Origin of the sequence: uncultured Tissierella sp. (assembly GCF_902479755.1) — a bacterium.
Taxonomy (GTDB): Bacteria; Bacillota; Clostridia; order Tissierellales; family Tissierellaceae; genus Tissierella; species Tissierella carlieri.
This window is the reverse complement of the sequence record NZ_CABSQO010000024.1, coordinates 49192-67604: the sequence shown is the minus strand read 5'-3', so window position 1 is coordinate 67604 and position 18413 is coordinate 49192. Positions and strand designations below refer to the sequence as shown.

The 18413-nt window shown below is 32.3% G+C and carries 21 protein-coding genes and 1 other annotated feature; of the genes, 8 read left to right on the top strand and 13 right to left on the bottom strand.

The annotated features are described in order from the left end of the window. Positions 1–200 precede the first annotated feature (200 nt). A complete protein-coding gene (locus tag RDK80_RS13330) occupies positions 201–716 on the bottom strand; it encodes a tryptophan transporter (RefSeq protein WP_216559405.1) in 516 nt (171 codons plus the stop codon). A 386-nt stretch (positions 717–1102) separates the two neighbouring features. Continuing rightward, positions 1103–1360: a binding site (T-box leader), on the bottom strand. 211 nt (positions 1361–1571) lie between these two features. On the opposite strand from RDK80_RS13330, the gene RDK80_RS13325 reads away from it, so the two are divergent. Beyond that, positions 1572–1793 (top strand): hypothetical protein, encoded by a 222-nt coding sequence (locus RDK80_RS13325; protein ID WP_246565789.1) that lies wholly within the window; start codon positions 1572–1574, stop codon positions 1791–1793. A gap of 43 nt (positions 1794–1836) precedes the next feature. Here RDK80_RS13325 and hcp read toward each other — a convergent pair whose 3' ends face one another. After that, positions 1837–3501 (bottom strand): hydroxylamine reductase, encoded by a 1665-nt coding sequence (gene hcp / locus RDK80_RS13320; RefSeq protein WP_308524534.1) that lies wholly within the window; start codon positions 3499–3501, stop codon positions 1837–1839. Positions 3502–3738: 237 nt separating this feature from the next. Between hcp and RDK80_RS13315 the strand changes: the two genes are divergently transcribed. Both RDK80_RS13315 and RDK80_RS13310 read left to right on the top strand, forming a co-directional pair. Further along, positions 3739–4647: a M23 family metallopeptidase gene (locus RDK80_RS13315; protein ID WP_216559407.1), complete on the top strand. Its 909-nt coding sequence runs from the start codon at positions 3739–3741 to the stop codon at positions 4645–4647. Between the two features lie 18 nt (positions 4648–4665). Further along, positions 4666–5061, top strand: a complete 396-nt coding sequence (locus tag RDK80_RS13310) for a polymer-forming cytoskeletal protein (protein ID WP_094901876.1) — start codon at positions 4666–4668, stop codon at positions 5059–5061. Positions 5062–5093: 32 nt separating this feature from the next. Here RDK80_RS13310 and RDK80_RS13305 read toward each other — a convergent pair whose 3' ends face one another. The 5 genes from RDK80_RS13305 to RDK80_RS13285 form a co-directional block, all read right to left on the bottom strand. After that, the gene (locus RDK80_RS13305; protein WP_308524533.1) at positions 5094–5258 is read right to left on the bottom strand and encodes a hypothetical protein; all 165 of its coding nucleotides are present in this window, start codon (positions 5256–5258) and stop codon (positions 5094–5096) included. A 180-nt stretch (positions 5259–5438) separates the two neighbouring features. Then, positions 5439–6458: an ATP-binding cassette domain-containing protein gene (locus RDK80_RS13300; protein WP_216559411.1), complete on the bottom strand. Its 1020-nt coding sequence runs from the start codon at positions 6456–6458 to the stop codon at positions 5439–5441. After that, the gene (locus tag RDK80_RS13295; protein WP_216559413.1) at positions 6451–7152 is read right to left on the bottom strand and encodes a GTP-binding protein; all 702 of its coding nucleotides are present in this window, start codon (positions 7150–7152) and stop codon (positions 6451–6453) included. The genes RDK80_RS13300 and RDK80_RS13295 overlap by 8 nt, the downstream gene beginning before the upstream one ends. A gap of 3 nt (positions 7153–7155) precedes the next feature. Next, complete coding sequence (locus RDK80_RS13290) at positions 7156–8397, bottom strand: ABC transporter substrate-binding protein (RefSeq protein ID WP_216559415.1); 1242 nt, start codon at positions 8395–8397, stop codon at positions 7156–7158. 221 nt (positions 8398–8618) lie between these two features. Next, positions 8619–9173, bottom strand: coding sequence for a DJ-1 family glyoxalase III (locus RDK80_RS13285; protein ID WP_216559417.1), 555 nt, complete (start codon positions 9171–9173; stop codon positions 8619–8621). Between the two features lie 217 nt (positions 9174–9390). Between RDK80_RS13285 and RDK80_RS13280 the strand changes: the two genes are divergently transcribed. The 5 genes from RDK80_RS13280 (at position 9391) to RDK80_RS13260 (ending at position 13195) form a co-directional block, all read left to right on the top strand. Then, positions 9391–9654, top strand: coding sequence for a YciI family protein (locus tag RDK80_RS13280; RefSeq protein WP_216559419.1), 264 nt, complete (start codon positions 9391–9393; stop codon positions 9652–9654). A gap of 112 nt (positions 9655–9766) precedes the next feature. Then, positions 9767–10153 (top strand): DUF302 domain-containing protein, encoded by a 387-nt coding sequence (locus RDK80_RS13275; RefSeq protein ID WP_256313028.1) that lies wholly within the window; start codon positions 9767–9769, stop codon positions 10151–10153. 135 nt (positions 10154–10288) lie between these two features. Further along, entirely contained in the window at positions 10289–11209 is a 921-nt protein-coding gene (locus tag RDK80_RS13270; protein ID WP_308524532.1) for an alpha/beta hydrolase, read from the top strand. A gap of 14 nt (positions 11210–11223) precedes the next feature. Further along, positions 11224–12510: a hypothetical protein gene (locus RDK80_RS13265; protein WP_308524531.1), complete on the top strand. Its 1287-nt coding sequence runs from the start codon at positions 11224–11226 to the stop codon at positions 12508–12510. Then, positions 12488–13195: a DUF6320 domain-containing protein gene (locus tag RDK80_RS13260; RefSeq protein WP_201259871.1), complete on the top strand. Its 708-nt coding sequence runs from the start codon at positions 12488–12490 to the stop codon at positions 13193–13195. Before RDK80_RS13265 ends, RDK80_RS13260 begins: the two co-directional genes overlap by 23 nt. Positions 13196–13243: 48 nt before the next feature. Here RDK80_RS13260 and RDK80_RS13255 read toward each other — a convergent pair whose 3' ends face one another. From RDK80_RS13255 to RDK80_RS13230, 6 genes are all read right to left on the bottom strand, one after another. Then, entirely contained in the window at positions 13244–13522 is a 279-nt protein-coding gene (locus tag RDK80_RS13255; RefSeq protein WP_216559425.1) for a DUF1905 domain-containing protein, read from the bottom strand. A gap of 18 nt (positions 13523–13540) precedes the next feature. Beyond that, positions 13541–14662 carry a chromate transporter gene (locus RDK80_RS13250; protein WP_308524530.1) on the bottom strand — a complete coding sequence of 374 codons (1122 nt, stop codon included), beginning with the start codon at positions 14660–14662 and terminating at the stop codon, positions 13541–13543. A 60-nt stretch (positions 14663–14722) separates the two neighbouring features. Beyond that, positions 14723–15217, bottom strand: a complete 495-nt coding sequence (locus RDK80_RS13245; RefSeq protein WP_308524529.1) for a hotdog domain-containing protein — start codon at positions 15215–15217, stop codon at positions 14723–14725. Between the two features lie 247 nt (positions 15218–15464). Next, on the bottom strand, positions 15465–16739 hold the full coding sequence (locus tag RDK80_RS13240; RefSeq protein ID WP_216559431.1) for a TRAP transporter large permease: 1275 nt from the start codon (positions 16737–16739) through the stop codon (positions 15465–15467). Next, on the bottom strand, positions 16736–17212 hold the full coding sequence (locus RDK80_RS13235; protein WP_308524528.1) for a TRAP transporter small permease: 477 nt from the start codon (positions 17210–17212) through the stop codon (positions 16736–16738). Before RDK80_RS13235 ends, RDK80_RS13240 begins: the two co-directional genes overlap by 4 nt. Before the next feature lie 33 nt (positions 17213–17245). Further along, a complete protein-coding gene (locus RDK80_RS13230) occupies positions 17246–18286 on the bottom strand; it encodes a TRAP transporter substrate-binding protein (protein ID WP_308524527.1) in 1041 nt (346 codons plus the stop codon). Positions 18287–18413: the final 127 nt, after the last annotated feature.

The window sequence follows — 18413 nt, the reverse complement described above, 5'->3', positions numbered from 1 at the left end:
TAGAGCAATTCTATGAAGATATTGTACTATTTTTTCATATTTAGTTTACAGAGCCGATTTATAATAATATATTTGATAATTATACTATATCTTTTAATTATACCCAAATATATAATTAAACCTCTAAAAGTATTATATACTAAATAAAAGAAACTGACTCCAACTCTATCTTCAGAGTGAAAGTCAGTTTCTTTTATATCTCAGCTAATAAGAATTCCTGATCTCTTTATTGCCATTTTGACTAATCTATATATAAAAACTGTACCTATTGTATTTACTAAAGTTGTAGGGATAACTATCCCTATTACCAGTGCACTCATAGGCGCTGGCAAGCCAGAAATAAAAGCAGCTGAAGTTAGAAATACCATACCACTAATAAAGGTTCCAATTCCTCCTAATAATCCTACTACTAAAAAATTAATATTAATCTTACTAAGATATTTTATTAAAACAAATAATACTAGGCAGGTTATTAACTTATCTAATATATTAGGTATCTGTCCTCCTGGAAAAGATGTTGTCATAGCTGAAAGTAAACCACCTAATATTCCTGTTAACATGGCATTTTCAAATTTAGTGTTTAATAGAAGGGATACAAACATAAATATCAATAAGAAGTCAAATTTCATACCTCCTAGTATCCCTGGTGTAATTTGATGCATAATAAGACCTATGGCTAATAGCAATGTTGTAAAAATATTGTTTTTTAATTTCATAATATCTTTCTCCTTTTTTAGTTTTATTTTTATTCTTCCAATCACTTAATTCTGTTCACAACATTCTATTTCACCACCTTTATATTATAATACGCAATCTCGCAACTCAAATCTATTTACTCGTTATCAGTCGCATAAATTTGGTGCTCGTTGCCTTTTTGTCCAATAAGCGTAGCGAATTGTAGACAAAACGGACAGCGAAGCGAGTGGTGCGTTTGACCTACCTGCTATTCACTTCGTTCATTGGATTAGGCAATCTGACGCAGTCTCGAAACACAAATTCATTTACTCGCTACGCTCATATGAATTTGGTTCTCGTTGCGTTTGACCTACTAAAGCTTACTATCGTTCGCTAAGTTAGGTCATAAAAAAAAGTCCTTCATCCATGAAAGGACGAAAGACTAGTATTTCGCGGTACCACCTTAATTAGATTATCATTAGATAATCTCACTCAATAGATACGTAGCATTGCTATATATCCTGTTTCTATAACGGGAAACCCCCGGTATTAGCTACTCTGATAAAAATCATTTCACCAAACTCCTTGTAGATCCATTCATTAAACCTCTGGTATTGGACTTTCACCTACGCCAACTCTCTAAAACCATATTGATTTAACTACTACTTCTACGCATTAGATTTAACTTAATTTTTATCATTCTACCATAGCATCATAATGAAGTCAATGGAAATTTTTATAAATCCTAATTTCAAAAATATTTGCTAATCCTTTAGCTATATTTGATGGACCAGAGACTGAGAATTATATATAGAATATTTATTCAAATTTGGATTAGAATAATACTATTGACTTAAAAGTAGAAATAAAATCAGTTATACGAAAGGAATGATACTATGACGGATAAGATGGATAATAGAAAAGAAGACGATATTAGCATAAATATAATTTCTGCCCCAAATAATGTTAAACCTGTTTCTAAAGCACCAGTTGGAAATGCTGCAAAGGATGCATTCTGCATATATGCAGGTACGAGGCATGCTGTTGGCTCGATAATAAAAATGGAAGACGGGTCAGAGGTAGTATGTACTGATGATGGGACATGGCAAAATACTTAAAAAATTTAACTCCTCAACCATAATGGCTGAGGAGTTATTTATATTACGCTTCCATGGATGCTCCCATGAACATAGCTATATCATCTTCTACATTTGATATTGTTCCTATTCCAAAAGTATCTACTAATACTTTAGCCACATTTGGTGAAAGGAATGCTGGTAATGTTGGTCCTAAGTGAATATTCTTTACACCTAAGTGTAATAGTGCAAGTAATACTATTACTGCCTTTTGTTCATACCAAGCTATATTATATGCTATTGGCAATTCATTTATGTCATTTAATTCAAATATTTCTTTTAGTTTAAGAGCTATAACTGCTAAAGAGTAGGAGTCATTACATTGTCCTGCATCTAATACTCTTGGAATTCCACCTATATCTCCTAGATTTAGCTTATTATATTTATATTTTGCACAACCAGCTGTAAGGATTACTGTATCTTTTGGAAGTGCTGCTGCAAAATCAGTGTAGTAATTTCTACTTCCTTGTCTTCCATCACAACCTGCCATTACAAAGAATTTCTTTATAGCTCCTGATTTAACTGCATCTACAACTTTATCTGCTAATGCAAATACTTGTGCATGAGCGAATCCACCTACGATTTTACCTGTTTCTATTTCTGTTGGAGCCGGCAATCTCTTTGCATGCTCGATTAATTCTGAGAAATCTTTAGGCTTTCCGTCTACTCTGTCTGCTATATGTTTAAATCCTGGATAACCTGACGCACCTGTTGTATATACTCTATCAGCATAAGATGCAGCTGGCGGTACTATACAGTTTGTTGTAAATAATATAACTCCATTGAATTTTTCAAATTCTTCTTTTTGTTTCCACCAAGCATTTCCGTAGTTCCCTACAAAGTGATCGTATCTCTTAAATGCTGGATAATAATTAGCTGGCAGCATTTCACCATGAGTATAGATATCTACTCCAGAGCCTTTAGTTTGTTCTAATAATTCTTCAAAATCTTTTAAGTCGTGACCTGATACTAATATTGCTGGATTATTTCTAACACCTATATTTACTTCTGTTATTTCTGGATTTCCATAGGTAGAAGTATTAGCCTTATCAAGTAATGCCATTACATCTACACCATATTTACCTGTTTCCATTGTTAATGCTACTAAATCATCTGCTGTTAAACTATTATCTAATGTTGCAGCCATTGCCTTTCTAATGAATTTAGATATCTCTGGATCTTCATATCCTAAATTACTTGCATGTTCAGCATATGCTGCCATTCCCTTAACTCCATAGATAATTAATTCTCTCAATGATCTTACATCTTCATTTTCTGTAGCAAGTACACCTACTTCTTGACTAGTTGACTTAAATACTATTTCATCATCTGAATTAACTGTAAATGTTGCTGCATCTGCTAAGTCGCCTAATTCTATACCTTTTTCAGTCAAAGTAACCTTTAATACATCTCTTAATTTTAATGCCTCTTTAATCTTCTTAAAGAATCTTTCTTTGTCAAAGTTAGCATTTGTAATAGTCATAAATAAACTGTCTATTAAGAACCTATCTAGTACTGGAATTTGAATTTCTGCTTCGTCTGCCTTTACGCCTAACACTGAAATACCTTTTACTGCATAGATCATTAAGTCTTGTAATGCCGCTAAATCAGCTGTCTTTCCACACATTCCTACCTTTGTACATCCTTTTCCTCCCGCAGCTTCTTGACATTGATAACAAAACATACTCATTCTTTTCTTTCCCCCTATTTTATATTATTAGTGCTTGTTACACTTTATTGTTCTTACCTTATATCTGATATTATATATCTGTTTTAAAACTTATTCGGTAACCTATGTTACGGAATGAAAAAAATCTTAAGTTTATTTATAATTTCCATTTTTATCCAAATATGATACAATTAATGTCAAGTAAATATTTAAGTATGTACTTTACCTATTTAATATTTATAGACAAAGGAGAAAGATATGAATAGTAAAGATAACTCAAAGATTTGCATAATGATAGTACCTCATACAGAAAAGGTTAGAAAATTGGTAATACCTAGGTGGATGCCTAAAGCCCTATTATCTCTATCCTCTGCTTTCATTATAGTCTTATTGCTCTATATTAGTAGAAACACTACATATCAACTAAGTTTAAAAAAGGAAGCTAATAGTAAATCTTCTATTATTAATGACTTAGAAGAAGAAAATAGAAAAAAAGATATGGAATTGGCTGATCTTAAATCGCAAAATAAACAATTACAAGATAAGACAATACAAGTTGAAAATAAGCTTATGGAAATTGATGAATTACAAAGGGCTTTAGAAAAAATGGCTGGTGTCAGCAGTCCCTCTAAAGGCGGGGAATCAGGTCCAGATATATCTCTTAAGGATTTAGCTCCTGAGATGGAAATGGATATATTGACAGAAGTTTTAGAGGATAAGAAGTTGGAACTAGAGGTCTTTATAGAGGACTTAGAGGCTAGATTTGCTTATTTAGAATCTGTCCCTGATTCAATGCCTACATCAGGAAAACTTACTTCAAAATTTGGCAATAGGAAAAATCCCTTTGGGAGAGGAATTCAATTTCATCAAGGTATTGATATTGCAAACTCAAAGGGGACAGATATTATAGCTTCTGCAAAAGGTACTGTAATCTTCTCAGGGCGAAAAGGCGGATATGGAAAAACTATAATTATCGATCATGGCTACGGATACAAAACTTTATATGCTCATAATAATGATTTATTAGCTTCTGTCGGCGATAAAGTGGACAAAGGTCAATTGATTGCTGAAATGGGTAAAACAGGAAGATCTACTGGAAACCATCTGCATTTCGAAATCCACAAAAATGATAATCCTATAAATCCATTTGATGTACTAAAAGATTAGAATCTGAGGGGGATAAAGATGTTTAAAAAAAAGGAAGATGTTATTGTTGAAGATTTAGATTCTTTGATAGGTGAAAATATTAAAATTACTGGAAAAATAGAAGGTAAGGGAAATCTTCGAGTTGATGGTTTTATTGAAGGTGATATAAACTATGAGGGAAATATTGTTGTAGGTGAAACTGGAAAGGTCTATGGAAACATAAAGGCCAATGATATATCCTTAGCAGGAACTATACATGGAAATGTTGACTCAAAAACAAAGCTTGTCATTCTTCCTACGGGAACATTAATAGGAGATATTCAAGTCTCTAGTTTTGTAGTTCATGAAAATGCTAAATTTGATGGCAATTGTAAGATGCTAAGTAATAATGTTACGGAATTACATTCAAAAAGCAAAGCTGAAAATAGTAAGTAATAACTTAATTAAAAATGCCCTTAAAGTATACTTTAAGGGCATTTTGTTTCTAGATGAGTCATTTCAAATTCATTTCCACATTCTATACATTTTATAATAACTCCTGGCGGCATTGGACGAGTGTTAAATCCCATCATTCTTATTTTATCTACTACCATCTTTCCATTTTCAAAAGTACCTGTACATCCATCATGCATTTTTATATTCCCCTTTCTGTCTAATTCACAGTTCACAATTCACTAGATAAACAAACCCTAAAGGACTACTGAATTATACCCTGCGGGGCAAATATCAGTAGCTAAGTGATGAACACAAAATCAAAAACCATGATTTTGGTTCCCTACTTAAGTTCACAATTAAAAAGATTAAAAAACAAATTATTCTTTTGGTCTTAATTGTGCATTGTGCATTGTTAAAACTTCTCCAATTCTAAGTCTATTTCTCATTCCTTGAATGATATTATCCATTTTCTCAAGCTCTAATAGTAATTCTTTTTCTTCATTGCTAGTTTCAATTATCTTATCTATACCACCATTTTTAATTACGATTCTTCTATCAGCCATAAGAGCTAATATTGGATCATGTGTAGCCATAAGAACTATTTTATCCTCAGATACTAACAACTCTAAGGCCTTTTTCCTGTCTATTCCTGCATTTTCAATTTCATCTATCAATACTATCGGTGAAGAGCTAAGTATTGCTGTATCTGCAATCATTAAAGCCCTTGATTGTCCACCACTTAAAGATGTCACTGGAGTCTCTAAATCAAATTTCTCACCTGCAAGATTATTGGCCGCACTGATTATTTTCTTTATTGTCTCTTCCACATCTTGAACTAATCTGCTCTGTGCATGGAGCTCTAAGAACTCCTTAACTGTAAGATCCATTACAAAGTTCATATTTTGCGAGAGCTGAGCTACTAATTTGTTATTAGAAGAAAATCTCCATTTCTTATCGGGCATCGCTCCATTTATTAATATTCCTCTGCCTGTAGGGGTATCCCTTTGGGCAGTCCACTCTATATCAGCTAATAACCTTGATTTTCCTGAGCCTGTAGGGCCTACTATGGAAACTATTTCCGATTTATTTATAGTTAATTCTTTAAATCCCTCTTTATCTCCTGATTTATTATGACCAGATAATATAGTCAAGGATTTCACCTTTGCATCTTCTTTTATACCTAAGAATTCCTTCATCTGTTCTATAAAGATTTCTAAGTCTGATGTTAATTTTTCTTTATTTATAGCCCAGTTTTCTATATCCTCTTGGCTAAAACTATCTAAGTATTCCTCAAAAGTTTTATCCTTATAATCTGTAGTATCCAATTTGTTTTCTTCAAAATAGCTAACTACAAAGGGATATTTTGCTTCAAGTTGTCCTATAGTCAAATTACTCATAATCATCACCTAATTCCATCTTTCTTACATTTCCCATTTGATATGCCTCTCCTATCCTTGTCTCTCCTAGACAATAGGAGCACATGGCTGCTGGCATTGGAAATCTTAGTTCCATTCCTTGCACGGAATCTATCTTTTGTTCCTCGTCAAATAATAAGGTACTTAATTCATAAGCTCCTTGACCTGTGAGCCCATTAATATGCATAGTAGTAGCCCTTGGATTTACTGAACTTACCTTTGAGGCGAAAACCTCTCTTTCTGCCTGAGATACTATATCACCCTTAGTGATAACCACTATATCTGCGGATTTTAACATTGGTCCAATCTTCTTTGGTGTATTTATCCCAGAAAGATTATCTATAACACAAACACCTTTTATATTTCTAATATATGGGGAGCATCTATTACAAAGTCCAGCTGATTCAGTAATTAACATATCTAATTCCATTTGTTTTCCCCATTTTACTACTTCTTCAATATTTGATGCAAAGAAATGGTCAGGACAAAGGGCACCTGAAAGCCCTTTTTTCACTGGTATTCCAGCCTTTTCATATAATATATCATCATCTGTATAGAGACAATCAAACTTAACCACTCCTACAGAAATCTTTCTTTGTTTTAGTGCTTCTATTGTTTTTAATATTATTGAGGTCTTTCCTGATGATGGGGGACCTGAAAATACAATTAAATTCATATATTATTCCTCCTTTACTGCATCATGGAATATTTTTTCACATTTTCTTATTAATTCACCAATATCATGATTATTTATATAATCCCAACCAAGCCACATAAATTTTTGAGTAGAAAATAGTTCATTATCCACCTCTGGATTAGTTGAAGGAAATTTTCCATTGGTTGAAAGAATCTCTCCTACTTCCTTAGAGAAGAAAAAGTCTACAAATGGTTTGGTTTTATCTTTAGTTTTCTTCTTAGCCAATAGAAATATTGGGCTAATTATAGCTCCATCCTCTGGCCAGACAGGCTTGAGAGGTGATTCATTTCTCACCATCTTAGTAAAGAAATATGGCATGATTGTCACAGTCGGTATCCCTGAATTAGTTTTTTTGGTATGGGATTTTACCATTTCAGCTGGATGCATACTTCGAAGTAACGTCTTTCCAAGATTGGTTATTCCTTCTTCACCATAATTCTTATATATATTTAATAATATTGCATTAAATAAATCAAAATCTCTCATAGGTAATGATACTGAGTTTTCAAACTCTGGTTTTAGCAAATCTGCCCAAGACTTAGGCATCTTTCTATCTCCTAATTCTTCAGTATTTACCATAAATACGGCAGGAACTACTGCTATTACTGAATATTGTTTCTGTGGGTCTTTCAGATCTATTTCTTCATTATCAAAATCCTTATTTAATTTGTCTAAGCCTGTAATATCTTCAAATATATCTCTAGCTTTAAATTTTCCCATTAATCCCTTATCGAAAAATAAATCAAATCCAGCAGACATAAATAAATCCGATAGAGAATCTTCATTATCTGATTCTATCCTTTCCTTTATCCAATCCACTCCCAAATTTGCTGACTTTAATTCATAATCAATTTTAAAATCAAACTTATCCTTATTTTCATCCATCCAAGCATTAAAACCTTCTAATAATGGGACTCTTACAGGACAAGGAAGAACCCCTTCTATTTTTATATCTCCGCCATTATTTTGATTTGGCGCGGCTAAGGCTGAGTCTACGGACATTCTATTGCTCTCTATTGCATCTATTAGCTTTTGAGTAAATAATTCTACATTGACCTTTTTAGTCATGCAAGCCATTTCTAAAGAAATTGTCTTGCCCATTATCTTTCTCATTTTCTCATTGCCCAGTTGCTCAAAACCGTTGGCTACAAATATATCTATAGTTTCTGGATATTTTTCCGTTATGTCATATACTTTATCTTTTATATCAAAATATTTATTCATTTTATTCCTCCTAAAATTCTTTCCCGACATTGTATAAATTTATTATAACTCTGAAAACAAAAAAAATCGGTAACTATTGTTACCAATTTTAAGTTATTTCTTAAGGTCTCTTATTTCATCTTCTAACGCCGATATTCGTCTATTTAATTTATAAATCACTGGAATATATCCTAATAGAATAATTATCCACAACCACATGATAACCCTACTATAATTTAACTTTAGATTTTATATAATATATCCTTCTTTAATTCCTCGGATTTTTCTTCTCCTAATAAGTATTTAATTATCTCTATGGCAAAATCTACAGCTAATGCTGGTCCTCTTGCTGTTATGATACTTCCATCCCTCACCACATTTTGTTCAATATAAACTCCATTCTTTAAATCATCCTCAAACCCTGGATATGATGTGATTTCTTTATCTTTTATTATGCCAGCTCTTTCAAGAACTATTGGTCCTGCACATATAGCAGCTGTAAGCTTCCCATTTTCATTGATTTTCTTTACTACATCAATCACTTTATCATTATCCCTAAGATTTGTAGCACCTGGTAGTCCTCCGGGAATAATTACAGCATCATAATCATCTATATCTTTAATGTCATTTATAGTTTTATCTGCAAGAACTACAATTTCATGTGCTCCCTTTACTTCATTATCTTCAGTAATAGAAACGGTATCTACGTTAATATCCTTTCTTCTAAGATAATCAACTACTGTTAAGGCTTCTACTTCTTCAAAACCCTCTGCTAAAAATAAAATAACCTTCTTCATATAACCCCTCCTATTTTTCTCTATGTATTTATCTATACCCAAGATTTTGTGAAATATAGCATATTACCTACTATTAGCTTATTTAAACTTAAGATAATCTATCCCTATAAATGATCTTTTAGAGAAATTATACATATCAACAATTTAAATTATATGTATAATACTTAGTAAAGTACTAATTTAAACTATCAGTAAAAATTTATAAGGAGTGAGAAAAATGATTTTATATGCTGCTATATTAGAAACCATCGATGCAAAAAAAGATAGTGAAATACTAGACATACATAAAGCTTATCTTCAAAAATTTATCGATGAAGGTAAAATATTTGCTAAAGGTCCTTTTACAGATCATAGTGGGGGACTCGTAATCTATAAAGCTAATTCCTATGAAGAGGCTAAAGAAATGGCTGAAAATGACCCAGCTGTATTACAAAAATCCCGTACCCTAATATTAAAGGAATGGCGTAGCAATATAGAATAGTATAAATATTATTCTATATATTAGATAAAATAACTCTATAATAATTAACGTTTAGCATATACCCTGCGCGGGTATATACCTTTTACAATTATTTAGAGGAGAGTGTATTAAAATGGAGTTAAGATATGAAAAGGTTACAAATAAATCCTTTGATGAAGCTATAAGGAGTATAACGGAAAGCCTCAAGGAAAAAAAGTTTGGTGTACTATGGCAATTAAACTTTAAGGATAAGATGAATGAACACGGAATTGACTTCCCTAATAATTTTATGATTCTGGAAGTTTGCAATCCCCATAAGGCTAATGAAGTACTTACTAAGCATATTGAAATGGGTTATTTCCTGCCATGTAAAATGGTAGTATACGAAAAGGATGGAACTGTAAGAATAGGAACTGCAAGACCAGAGATATTAATGGGTATGGCAGGCTATGATGATCTCGGAGATGTAGCTAGGGAGGTAGAAAAGATATTAATAGAAGCCATAAATAATGCTATATAAAATATTTTTTATAGAAGGTGGTCAATAAGATCACCTTTTTATTTTATAAAAGAAAAGTATTGACCCACTATGGGTATTATAATATATAATAAGTAAATATCAGTTATCTGTACTAGATAAGGAGAATTTAACTATATGAATAATCTAAAAAAATGGGCTCTAAAAATTATATCTGCTCCGCATATAAGTTTAAAGAAATATTATAAGCAATATCGTAAAATACTAAATGTATTGAATCCGCCATCGGAACCAATTTACAAAATGCTGGATCACAAAATCATGGTAGACGATAGAGAAATTCCAGTGCGTGTTTTTATACCTAAAGCCAATCCGCTTTCTAAGGTTCTGATTTTCTTTCATGGCGGTGGATGGGTTACTGGAAATATTGATTCCTATACCAATGTATGTGCAAATATGGCTAATAAAACTAACCATATTGTTATTTCAGTAGATTATCGTTTAGCTCCAGAAAATCCTTTTCCTGCGGGGGTAGAGGATTGTTATTATGCTGCTAGGGAGATCTTCTCCCAACCTGAAATACTTGGTTGCAGTCAAGAGGATATTATATTAATCGGTGATAGTGCTGGAGGTAATTTGGCGGCAGTAGTTTCACTTATGGCAAGAGATCGTGGAGAATTCTTACCTAAGAAACAGATTTTAATATATCCTGCTACAAATTATGATCATAGCGAAAGTTCTCCTTATCCGTCTGTAAAAGAAAATGGAACAGATTATATAATGACTTCAAAGCGAATACAGGACTATATGGATTTATATGTCAAAAATGAGGAGGATAGATTAAATCCATATGTAGCACCAATATTAGCTAAAGAACTCTCAAATCAGCCTAAGACATTAATTGTTACAGCAGAATTTGACCCACTTAGAGATGAAGGAGAAGCTTACGGAATAAAGCTGCAACAGTTTGGCAATGATGTGAAGATATATAGAATGAAAGACGCTCTTCATGGCTTTATTTCAAATCCCCTAAGCTCAGATGATACTGATAAATGTTATGAGATTATAAACTTATTTTTAAATGATAAAAATTATTGAAGTGAGGAAGTACTATGAAACAGCAAAAAGAAGTAAATTGGACTAAACTTGATAATGCATCAAAACTTTTTCCTGCAGTTGCCAATAATAAGGATACTAAGGTTTTTAGACTTGCCTGTGAATTATATGAAGATGTTGATCCAAAGATTTTGCAAAAGTCTTTAGATTTAACTATTGAGAGCTTTCCACTATATAAATCTGTCTTAAGAAGAGGAGCCTTTTGGTACTATTTCGAATCCACAGATACTAATCCTAAAGTGGAATTAGAGTCTAATTCACTTTGTGCTCCTCTTTATATAAAAAATCAAAGAAACTTATTAATTCGAGTATTTTACTATAGGAAAAGAATAAATGTGGAAATTTTTCATTCTCTTACTGACGGTGCAGGTGTTATTTGGTTTATGGAGACACTTATATATCATTATATGACTATTAGATATGGAGATATATTTGGAGATAGGATACCTGAACTAAACTTCAAAGCATCAATAAGTCAAAAGATGGATGATAGTTTTGGCAAGAATTATAATAAAGAAGATAATCCTAGTCAAAAACTCAAAAACAAAAAAGAGAAAAAAGAAAAATCTCGACCTGCTTATCATATTAAAGGAAATAGAATAGCAGAAAACAGAATGAAACTAATTGAAGGGTCTATGTCCGTAAAGGCTGTTTTAGATATAGCTCATGAATATAATACTACTTTAACAATATTTATGACATCCCTACTCCTTTATTCTATTTATAAGGAAATGCCTGCTAATAAGAAAAAAAGACCTGTGGTTTTATCTGTTCCGATTAATTTAAGGCAATACTATGAATCAGCCACAGCTAGAAATTTCTTTAGTACTATGAATATTAGTTATCAATTTAATAATAGCAGTCCTGATTTTGAAGAAATAATTCAGAGTGTAAGTGAAAGTTTTAAGAAAGGATTGACCAAGGAGCAGTTAGATAAACAGCTGAATCACTTTATGTCCTTAGAAAAAAATCTACTTACAAGGGTGATTCCCCTACCCATTAAGGATTATGTTCTTCGTATAGCCAATAGGCTAAATGATAGGAAGATAACATCATCTATTTCAAATATTGGGAAGATCATCATGCCTTCAGAGTTTAATAACTACATACGACAATTTAGTATTTGCGTCAGTGCTAGAAGACCTCTGATAACCTTATGTACCTATGAAGACAGAATTGTCATTAGCTTTACATCACCCTTTGAAGAAACCGATATACAAAAAACATTTTTTCAGTTTCTTTCACAAAAGGGAGTTGAAATTGAAATCACATCAAATCTTTAGAAAGAAGGAAAATACCATGCAATATTGTACTCACTGCCGACTCTATATACGGGAAAATCGAGAAAAATGCACCTTATGTGGTAATATCTTACCACATACTAATATCACTCATAAAGATGAGGATATTTTTCCTAGAATACCTCCTTATTATGAAAGTCATCTAGCCATTAAAATAATGATTTTTATTTCTATTGCAGCCGTAGTAATTAGCTTTGCAATCAATATACTCTTTCCCTCTGATATAAATTGGCCACTATTATTAGTATTTGGGCTGCTTAGTATGTGGCTAGGATTAATTTCTATTATACAAAAAAGATATCATATACCTAAAAAAATTGTACGTCAAGTTGCAATTATATCGTTGTTAGCCATTTTCTGGGACTGGGAAACAGGCTGGAGAGGCTGGTCCTTAAACTACGTAATCCCTATTGCTTGTGTGGCTGCTATGATAGTTATGTATGTAACAGCAAAGATCATGAAACTAAGCGTAAGAGATTATATTACTTATGCTTTAATAGATGGATTATTCGGCATAATTCCCGCTTTATTTATGATATTTGGTTGGATAAAGATTATATATCCAACAATAATATGTGTATCCTTAAGCATTATATCCTTATCAGCTGTATTTATTTTTCAGGGAAAGAATATAAAAATAGAGATGAGTAAAAGAATGCATATATAAATCAGTGGAGTCCTCTCCACTGATTTATATATGTGTTTTACATTTATTTTATTTCTTATTTACATCTCTTTCTACTAAAGTAACCTTTATCGTATCTCCTGGTTGTTTGCCTATTTTTGCTCGGATATCCTTTCTGATACCGATTATATGATATGGAGTCTTCATCCTCACAAGACTGCCCTCATATGGTTCTCCATCGAATGTAGCAGTAACAGGTACACGACCCTTTCCAAACTCAACCTTTACATCAAAGGGTATCTCTATATATGCACCATCAATATCAGGAACTTTCTTTATTTCAGCTTCAAATTCATATACCTTTTTCACTTTTAGACCTCCTGTACATTAAATCAAACTACTTATCCAACCTACTAATCCTCCTGCAACGATAATCCATGCTGAGTTTATTTTAAATTTAATCAAAGAAAATAATGATACTATAAATATTATAATAGCTAATCCATCAGTCAAGGAGGATATACCTAATTTAAAACTTACGGTAGCCATCAATGCTAAGGAGGCTATATTGATACCATCCAGCATTCCAGATATCCAAGAAGAACTTCTTAATTTTGGTATTAAAGGATTTAATGCCCAAACCAGTATAAATGACGGAAGAAATATTCCTATAGTGCCCAATATAGCTCCTGGTATGCCCCTTAACAAATATCCTGTAAATGTAGCTGTAGTAAATACTGGCCCCGGTGTAAATTGACCTACTGCAACTGCATCAAGTAATTGCTGATTTGTAAGCAGTCCTAATTTTTCTACAAACTCTGCTTCTAAAAATGCCAAAAGTACATACCCACTTCCATATAAAACTGAGCCTATCTTTAAAAAGATAAAAAATACTAAATACAAAGGCAATATTCCTATTCCAAACATCCTATTTTTGAGTTTCTCCTTGTTTTGCATAATCATCATAATAATTCCAGAAATAAATAATAAAGGTATCTCTTTTATTCCCAATAAATATACGGCTATCGTAAATAATCCAAGGACTAAAGAAATTTTATTTTTTATTACTGATTTTCCCAATCTATATAAGGCTTGTAAGATAATGGCCATAATAACAGGCTTCATTCCATAAAGTATAGATCCTACTTGAGGAATACTACCATATTTCACATAGGTTATTGCAAACAATAGAACTATAACCATTGCAGGAAAAATAAAAAATGTCCCTGCTAACAATAATCCTAATAATCCTCCTCTTTCATATCCAAGATGAATTGCAAGTTCCGTTGAATTTGGTCCAGGTATAAGATTTGTTGCTCCAATTAAGTCCATAAATTTTTCCCTAGTTATCCATTTTCTCTTATCTATTATTTCTTCCTCCATCATCGCAATATGAGCAGCAGGACCTCCGAAAGCTAGACTTCCTAACTTTAAAAAAACTTTTACTATTTCTTTTTGTCTTTCTATCTTATCAGTTCTATTTAAATCCTTATAATTAATATCTCTCAAAAAATCACCTCCTAGTTAATCAATTGATACCCTAAGAAGTGATTTAACCAGCAATCTACATCAAATAATTTCTGATTTAATATATTTTTCCTTTATTTCCTTATGCTTTTTCTCTCCCAGTTTATAGATTTCTTCCTCTTCTTTCGTAGTTACAATCAGTTCTGGTACCTTAGCTGATTTATTATCTACCATATGAACCATAGTAACAAATGCAGTTAATGCTGTTTCCCATTCACTATAATTCTCTATACTACTTGCTAAGATATTTACTATAATTTGCATAGAAGATTTACCTACATAAGCTAACTGTCCAATACATTTAACTATATTTCCTACATGCACCGGACGATGAAATACTACTTCATCCACTCTAGCAGTAACTACCTGACCTTTACAATGCTTTGTTGCTGCCATACCTGCTGCAATATCTACAAGTTTCATCAGCTCTCCACCGTGGACATTTCCATAAATATTGCTATGAAACACCTCCATTATCACAGAAGTTTCAGCTCTTGCGAAAGATATATTATTATAATTGTCCAGATTATTCATCATTTGTTTACCTCCAATGTCATCTCTTTTTCTCATTTAGATTAATTATATATTGAATCAATTTTTTATACAAGAAAAGTAATTAATTGCATATAAAAAAGGTTTCCAAAGAAGTCTTTGAAGGAGGGTTCCCATATTCGTTATAAAAAAACGGTTTGGGATCAAATCTAAATCCAAAACCGTTTTTAAAGTCCAATCACTAAAGTCTTAATCTAAGGGTCGTAAATTATTAACTAGTATTATTATATATTTATTTCATGGTATTAACAAAAAACATTGTTACTTGTGGTACATATGTCACAATAGCCATGGTAATTAAAGATAATATTACAAATGGTACTATACCTGAAATAATCTTGCTGACAGGTTCTTTAGAGACTCCTGTTGCTACAAATAAATTTAATCCAAATGGTGGTGTAAACATTCCTATGGCACCATTTACAACCATAATTATTCCTAAATGTATGGGATCTATACCATAATTTATTGCTAGAGGTAAAAATAATGGTGCTAATATAGTAGTTGCCGAAGCTGGATCTATAAACATTCCCGCAACTAAAAGTATGATATTCATCATTAACAATATCGTTACCTTAGAATTAGTTATTGCTATCAAACCCTCTGCGAGGGCCTGTGGAATCTGCTGCCTAGTCAATATCCAAGAGAATATCGAAGCAGCAGCTAATAATATCATAACTTGTGCTGTACCTACGGCGGCATCAATGGATTCATCTAATAGCCCCTTAAAATCTAACTGCTTATAAATAAATATAGCGACAAAAATAGCATAGACTGAAGCAACAACAGCAGATTCTGTTGGTGTAAATATTCCACCATAGATACCTCCTATTATAATAAAAGGAACTCCTAGTGCCCATGCAGCCTCTTTAAAAGCTATTAATATTTCCTTCAAAGATGCTTTCTCCTGTACAGGTACTTTATCCTTCTTTGCAATAAAGTAACAATATGCGATAACAACTAATCCCCATACGATTCCAGGACCGATACCTCCTATAAACAAATCCCCAACTGATACTCCTGTAACAGTTCCATATACAATCATACCTATACTTGGAGGTATAATTACTGCGACTGCTGGACTCGATGTGATCAATCCAAGTGAAAATTTCTCACCATATCCTCCTTTAAGTAATTCAGGTAACATAAGCCCTCCTATTGCAACAACTGTTGCAGGGCTTGAACCCGAAACTGCTCCAAAGAACATACATGATATTACAACTGCAATAGCAAGTCCACCCGTTAAATGTCCTACTAATTTACTTGCTAAATTAAGTATTCTTTTTGAAATCCCTCCACCTTTCATTACATTAGCTGCAAGAATAAAAAATGGGACAGCCATTAATGAAAACTTATCAATACCAGAAAACATCCTTTGAGCTACAACCTCCATAGGTATAGGAGTGAAAAAAGATAATGCTAGAACACTTGCTAAAGACATTGCAATATATACTGGTGCTCCAGTAAATAAAAAGACAAATAGAAGTACGAATAATGCTACTGTCATTTACTTTCACCACCCTTTAGTTTTATAAAGAATTCTTGAGTATATCTCAATAACATAAGTATTCCACCTATAGGCATTGAACCATAAACATATACCATCGGAACTTTTATAGTTGAACTAACTTGATTTGTAATGAATACATTTTTTGTAATTATAAATGAAAAATAAGTAAATAGCAAAGTAAATGCAATTGACATTAGGATTGTTATAAGGAGTAAAACTTTCTTACCCTTCTCACTTAAAACATTCATTATAGCATCTACTCCTATATGTGCACCTTTATAAACACAAACACTAGAGCCAACAAATGTCAGCCATACTATAGCATATCGTGCCACTTCTTCTGACCACACCAAAGAAGAACCAAAAAATCTAAGTACTACATTAATAAAAAGTATGAAAGCTATAACTAATAGCAGTATCCCAATGAAGTATTGTTCTATCTTTGATAGGATATTATTAAATGATTTCATTTTCGACCTCCTACCTTCAAATTATTTAACTGTCTATTTATATTTTTCAATTTCTTCATATGTCTTATCTAAAATTTCATTTCCAAATAATTTAACATATTCTTGATGAACAGATAAAGTTATTTCTTTCATTTTTTCTTTTTCTTCTGGGGATAATTCAACTACATTAACGCCAGCATCTTTAATTGTTTGCAAATAATTTTTCTCTTCTTCTTGGACTGCTTGCCTCTGCCATTTAGCTATCTCTCTACCCTTTTCATAGAGTATTTCTTGTATATCTTTAGGTAATTTATTGTACCAATCATCACTAAATATCAGTACATGGCCTAAATAAGCATGCTCACTAAGAGTTAGATTAGTTTGTACTTCATAAAACTTGGAACTTACTATTGTAACCAACGGATTCTCTTGTCCGTCAACAACGCCTAACTGTAATGAACTATATAACTCCCCAAAATCAATAGGAGTCGGATTAGCTCCTAAAGCTTTAAACTGATTAATTATAATAGGACTTTCCATTGTTCTAAATTTCAAACCTTTAAAATCTTCTAGCTCGGATATTGGCTTATTAGCTGTAAAATGCTTATATCCATCCTCGTAAAAAGCAACACCTTTAATTTTTTGACTTTTCAGGCTATCAAGCAATGCTGTACCAACTTCTCCATCCATAATCTTATATCCGATTTCCCTATTAGGAAACAAGAAAGGCAAATCAAATAATTGTAGTTCAGGTGCAAATCCACTTATTCTAGCTGTCGGTACTAAAGCGATCTCTTGAGTTCCCATCTGCAACCCCTCAAACATCTCCCTTGCACTTCCTAATTGTCCTGATGGGAACAAGTTAACCTTTACCTTTCCATTGGTTGCTTGTTCAACTTCCTCTTTAAACTTAATAGCTGCCTTATGATGAGGTGTTTCAGGCATAAATCCATGTCCATATCCAATCTCAATTACTTCTTCGGCCCCATTGTCATCTAAACCCTTTGATGCATCCTTACTTTTGCAGCCACTAATAGCTAAACTAAGTATTAATACCATAACTAAAAGAATTACAAAATTTCTAGACTTGAACATTTTACCATCCTCCTAATTTTAATCTCTTGACTTAGTCAATTAATAAATCAATTACCTAAACATGTATAATTGCAACATTCATGCCATGCTATAATATATAAATACACTGAAATAATCACATCCGTTA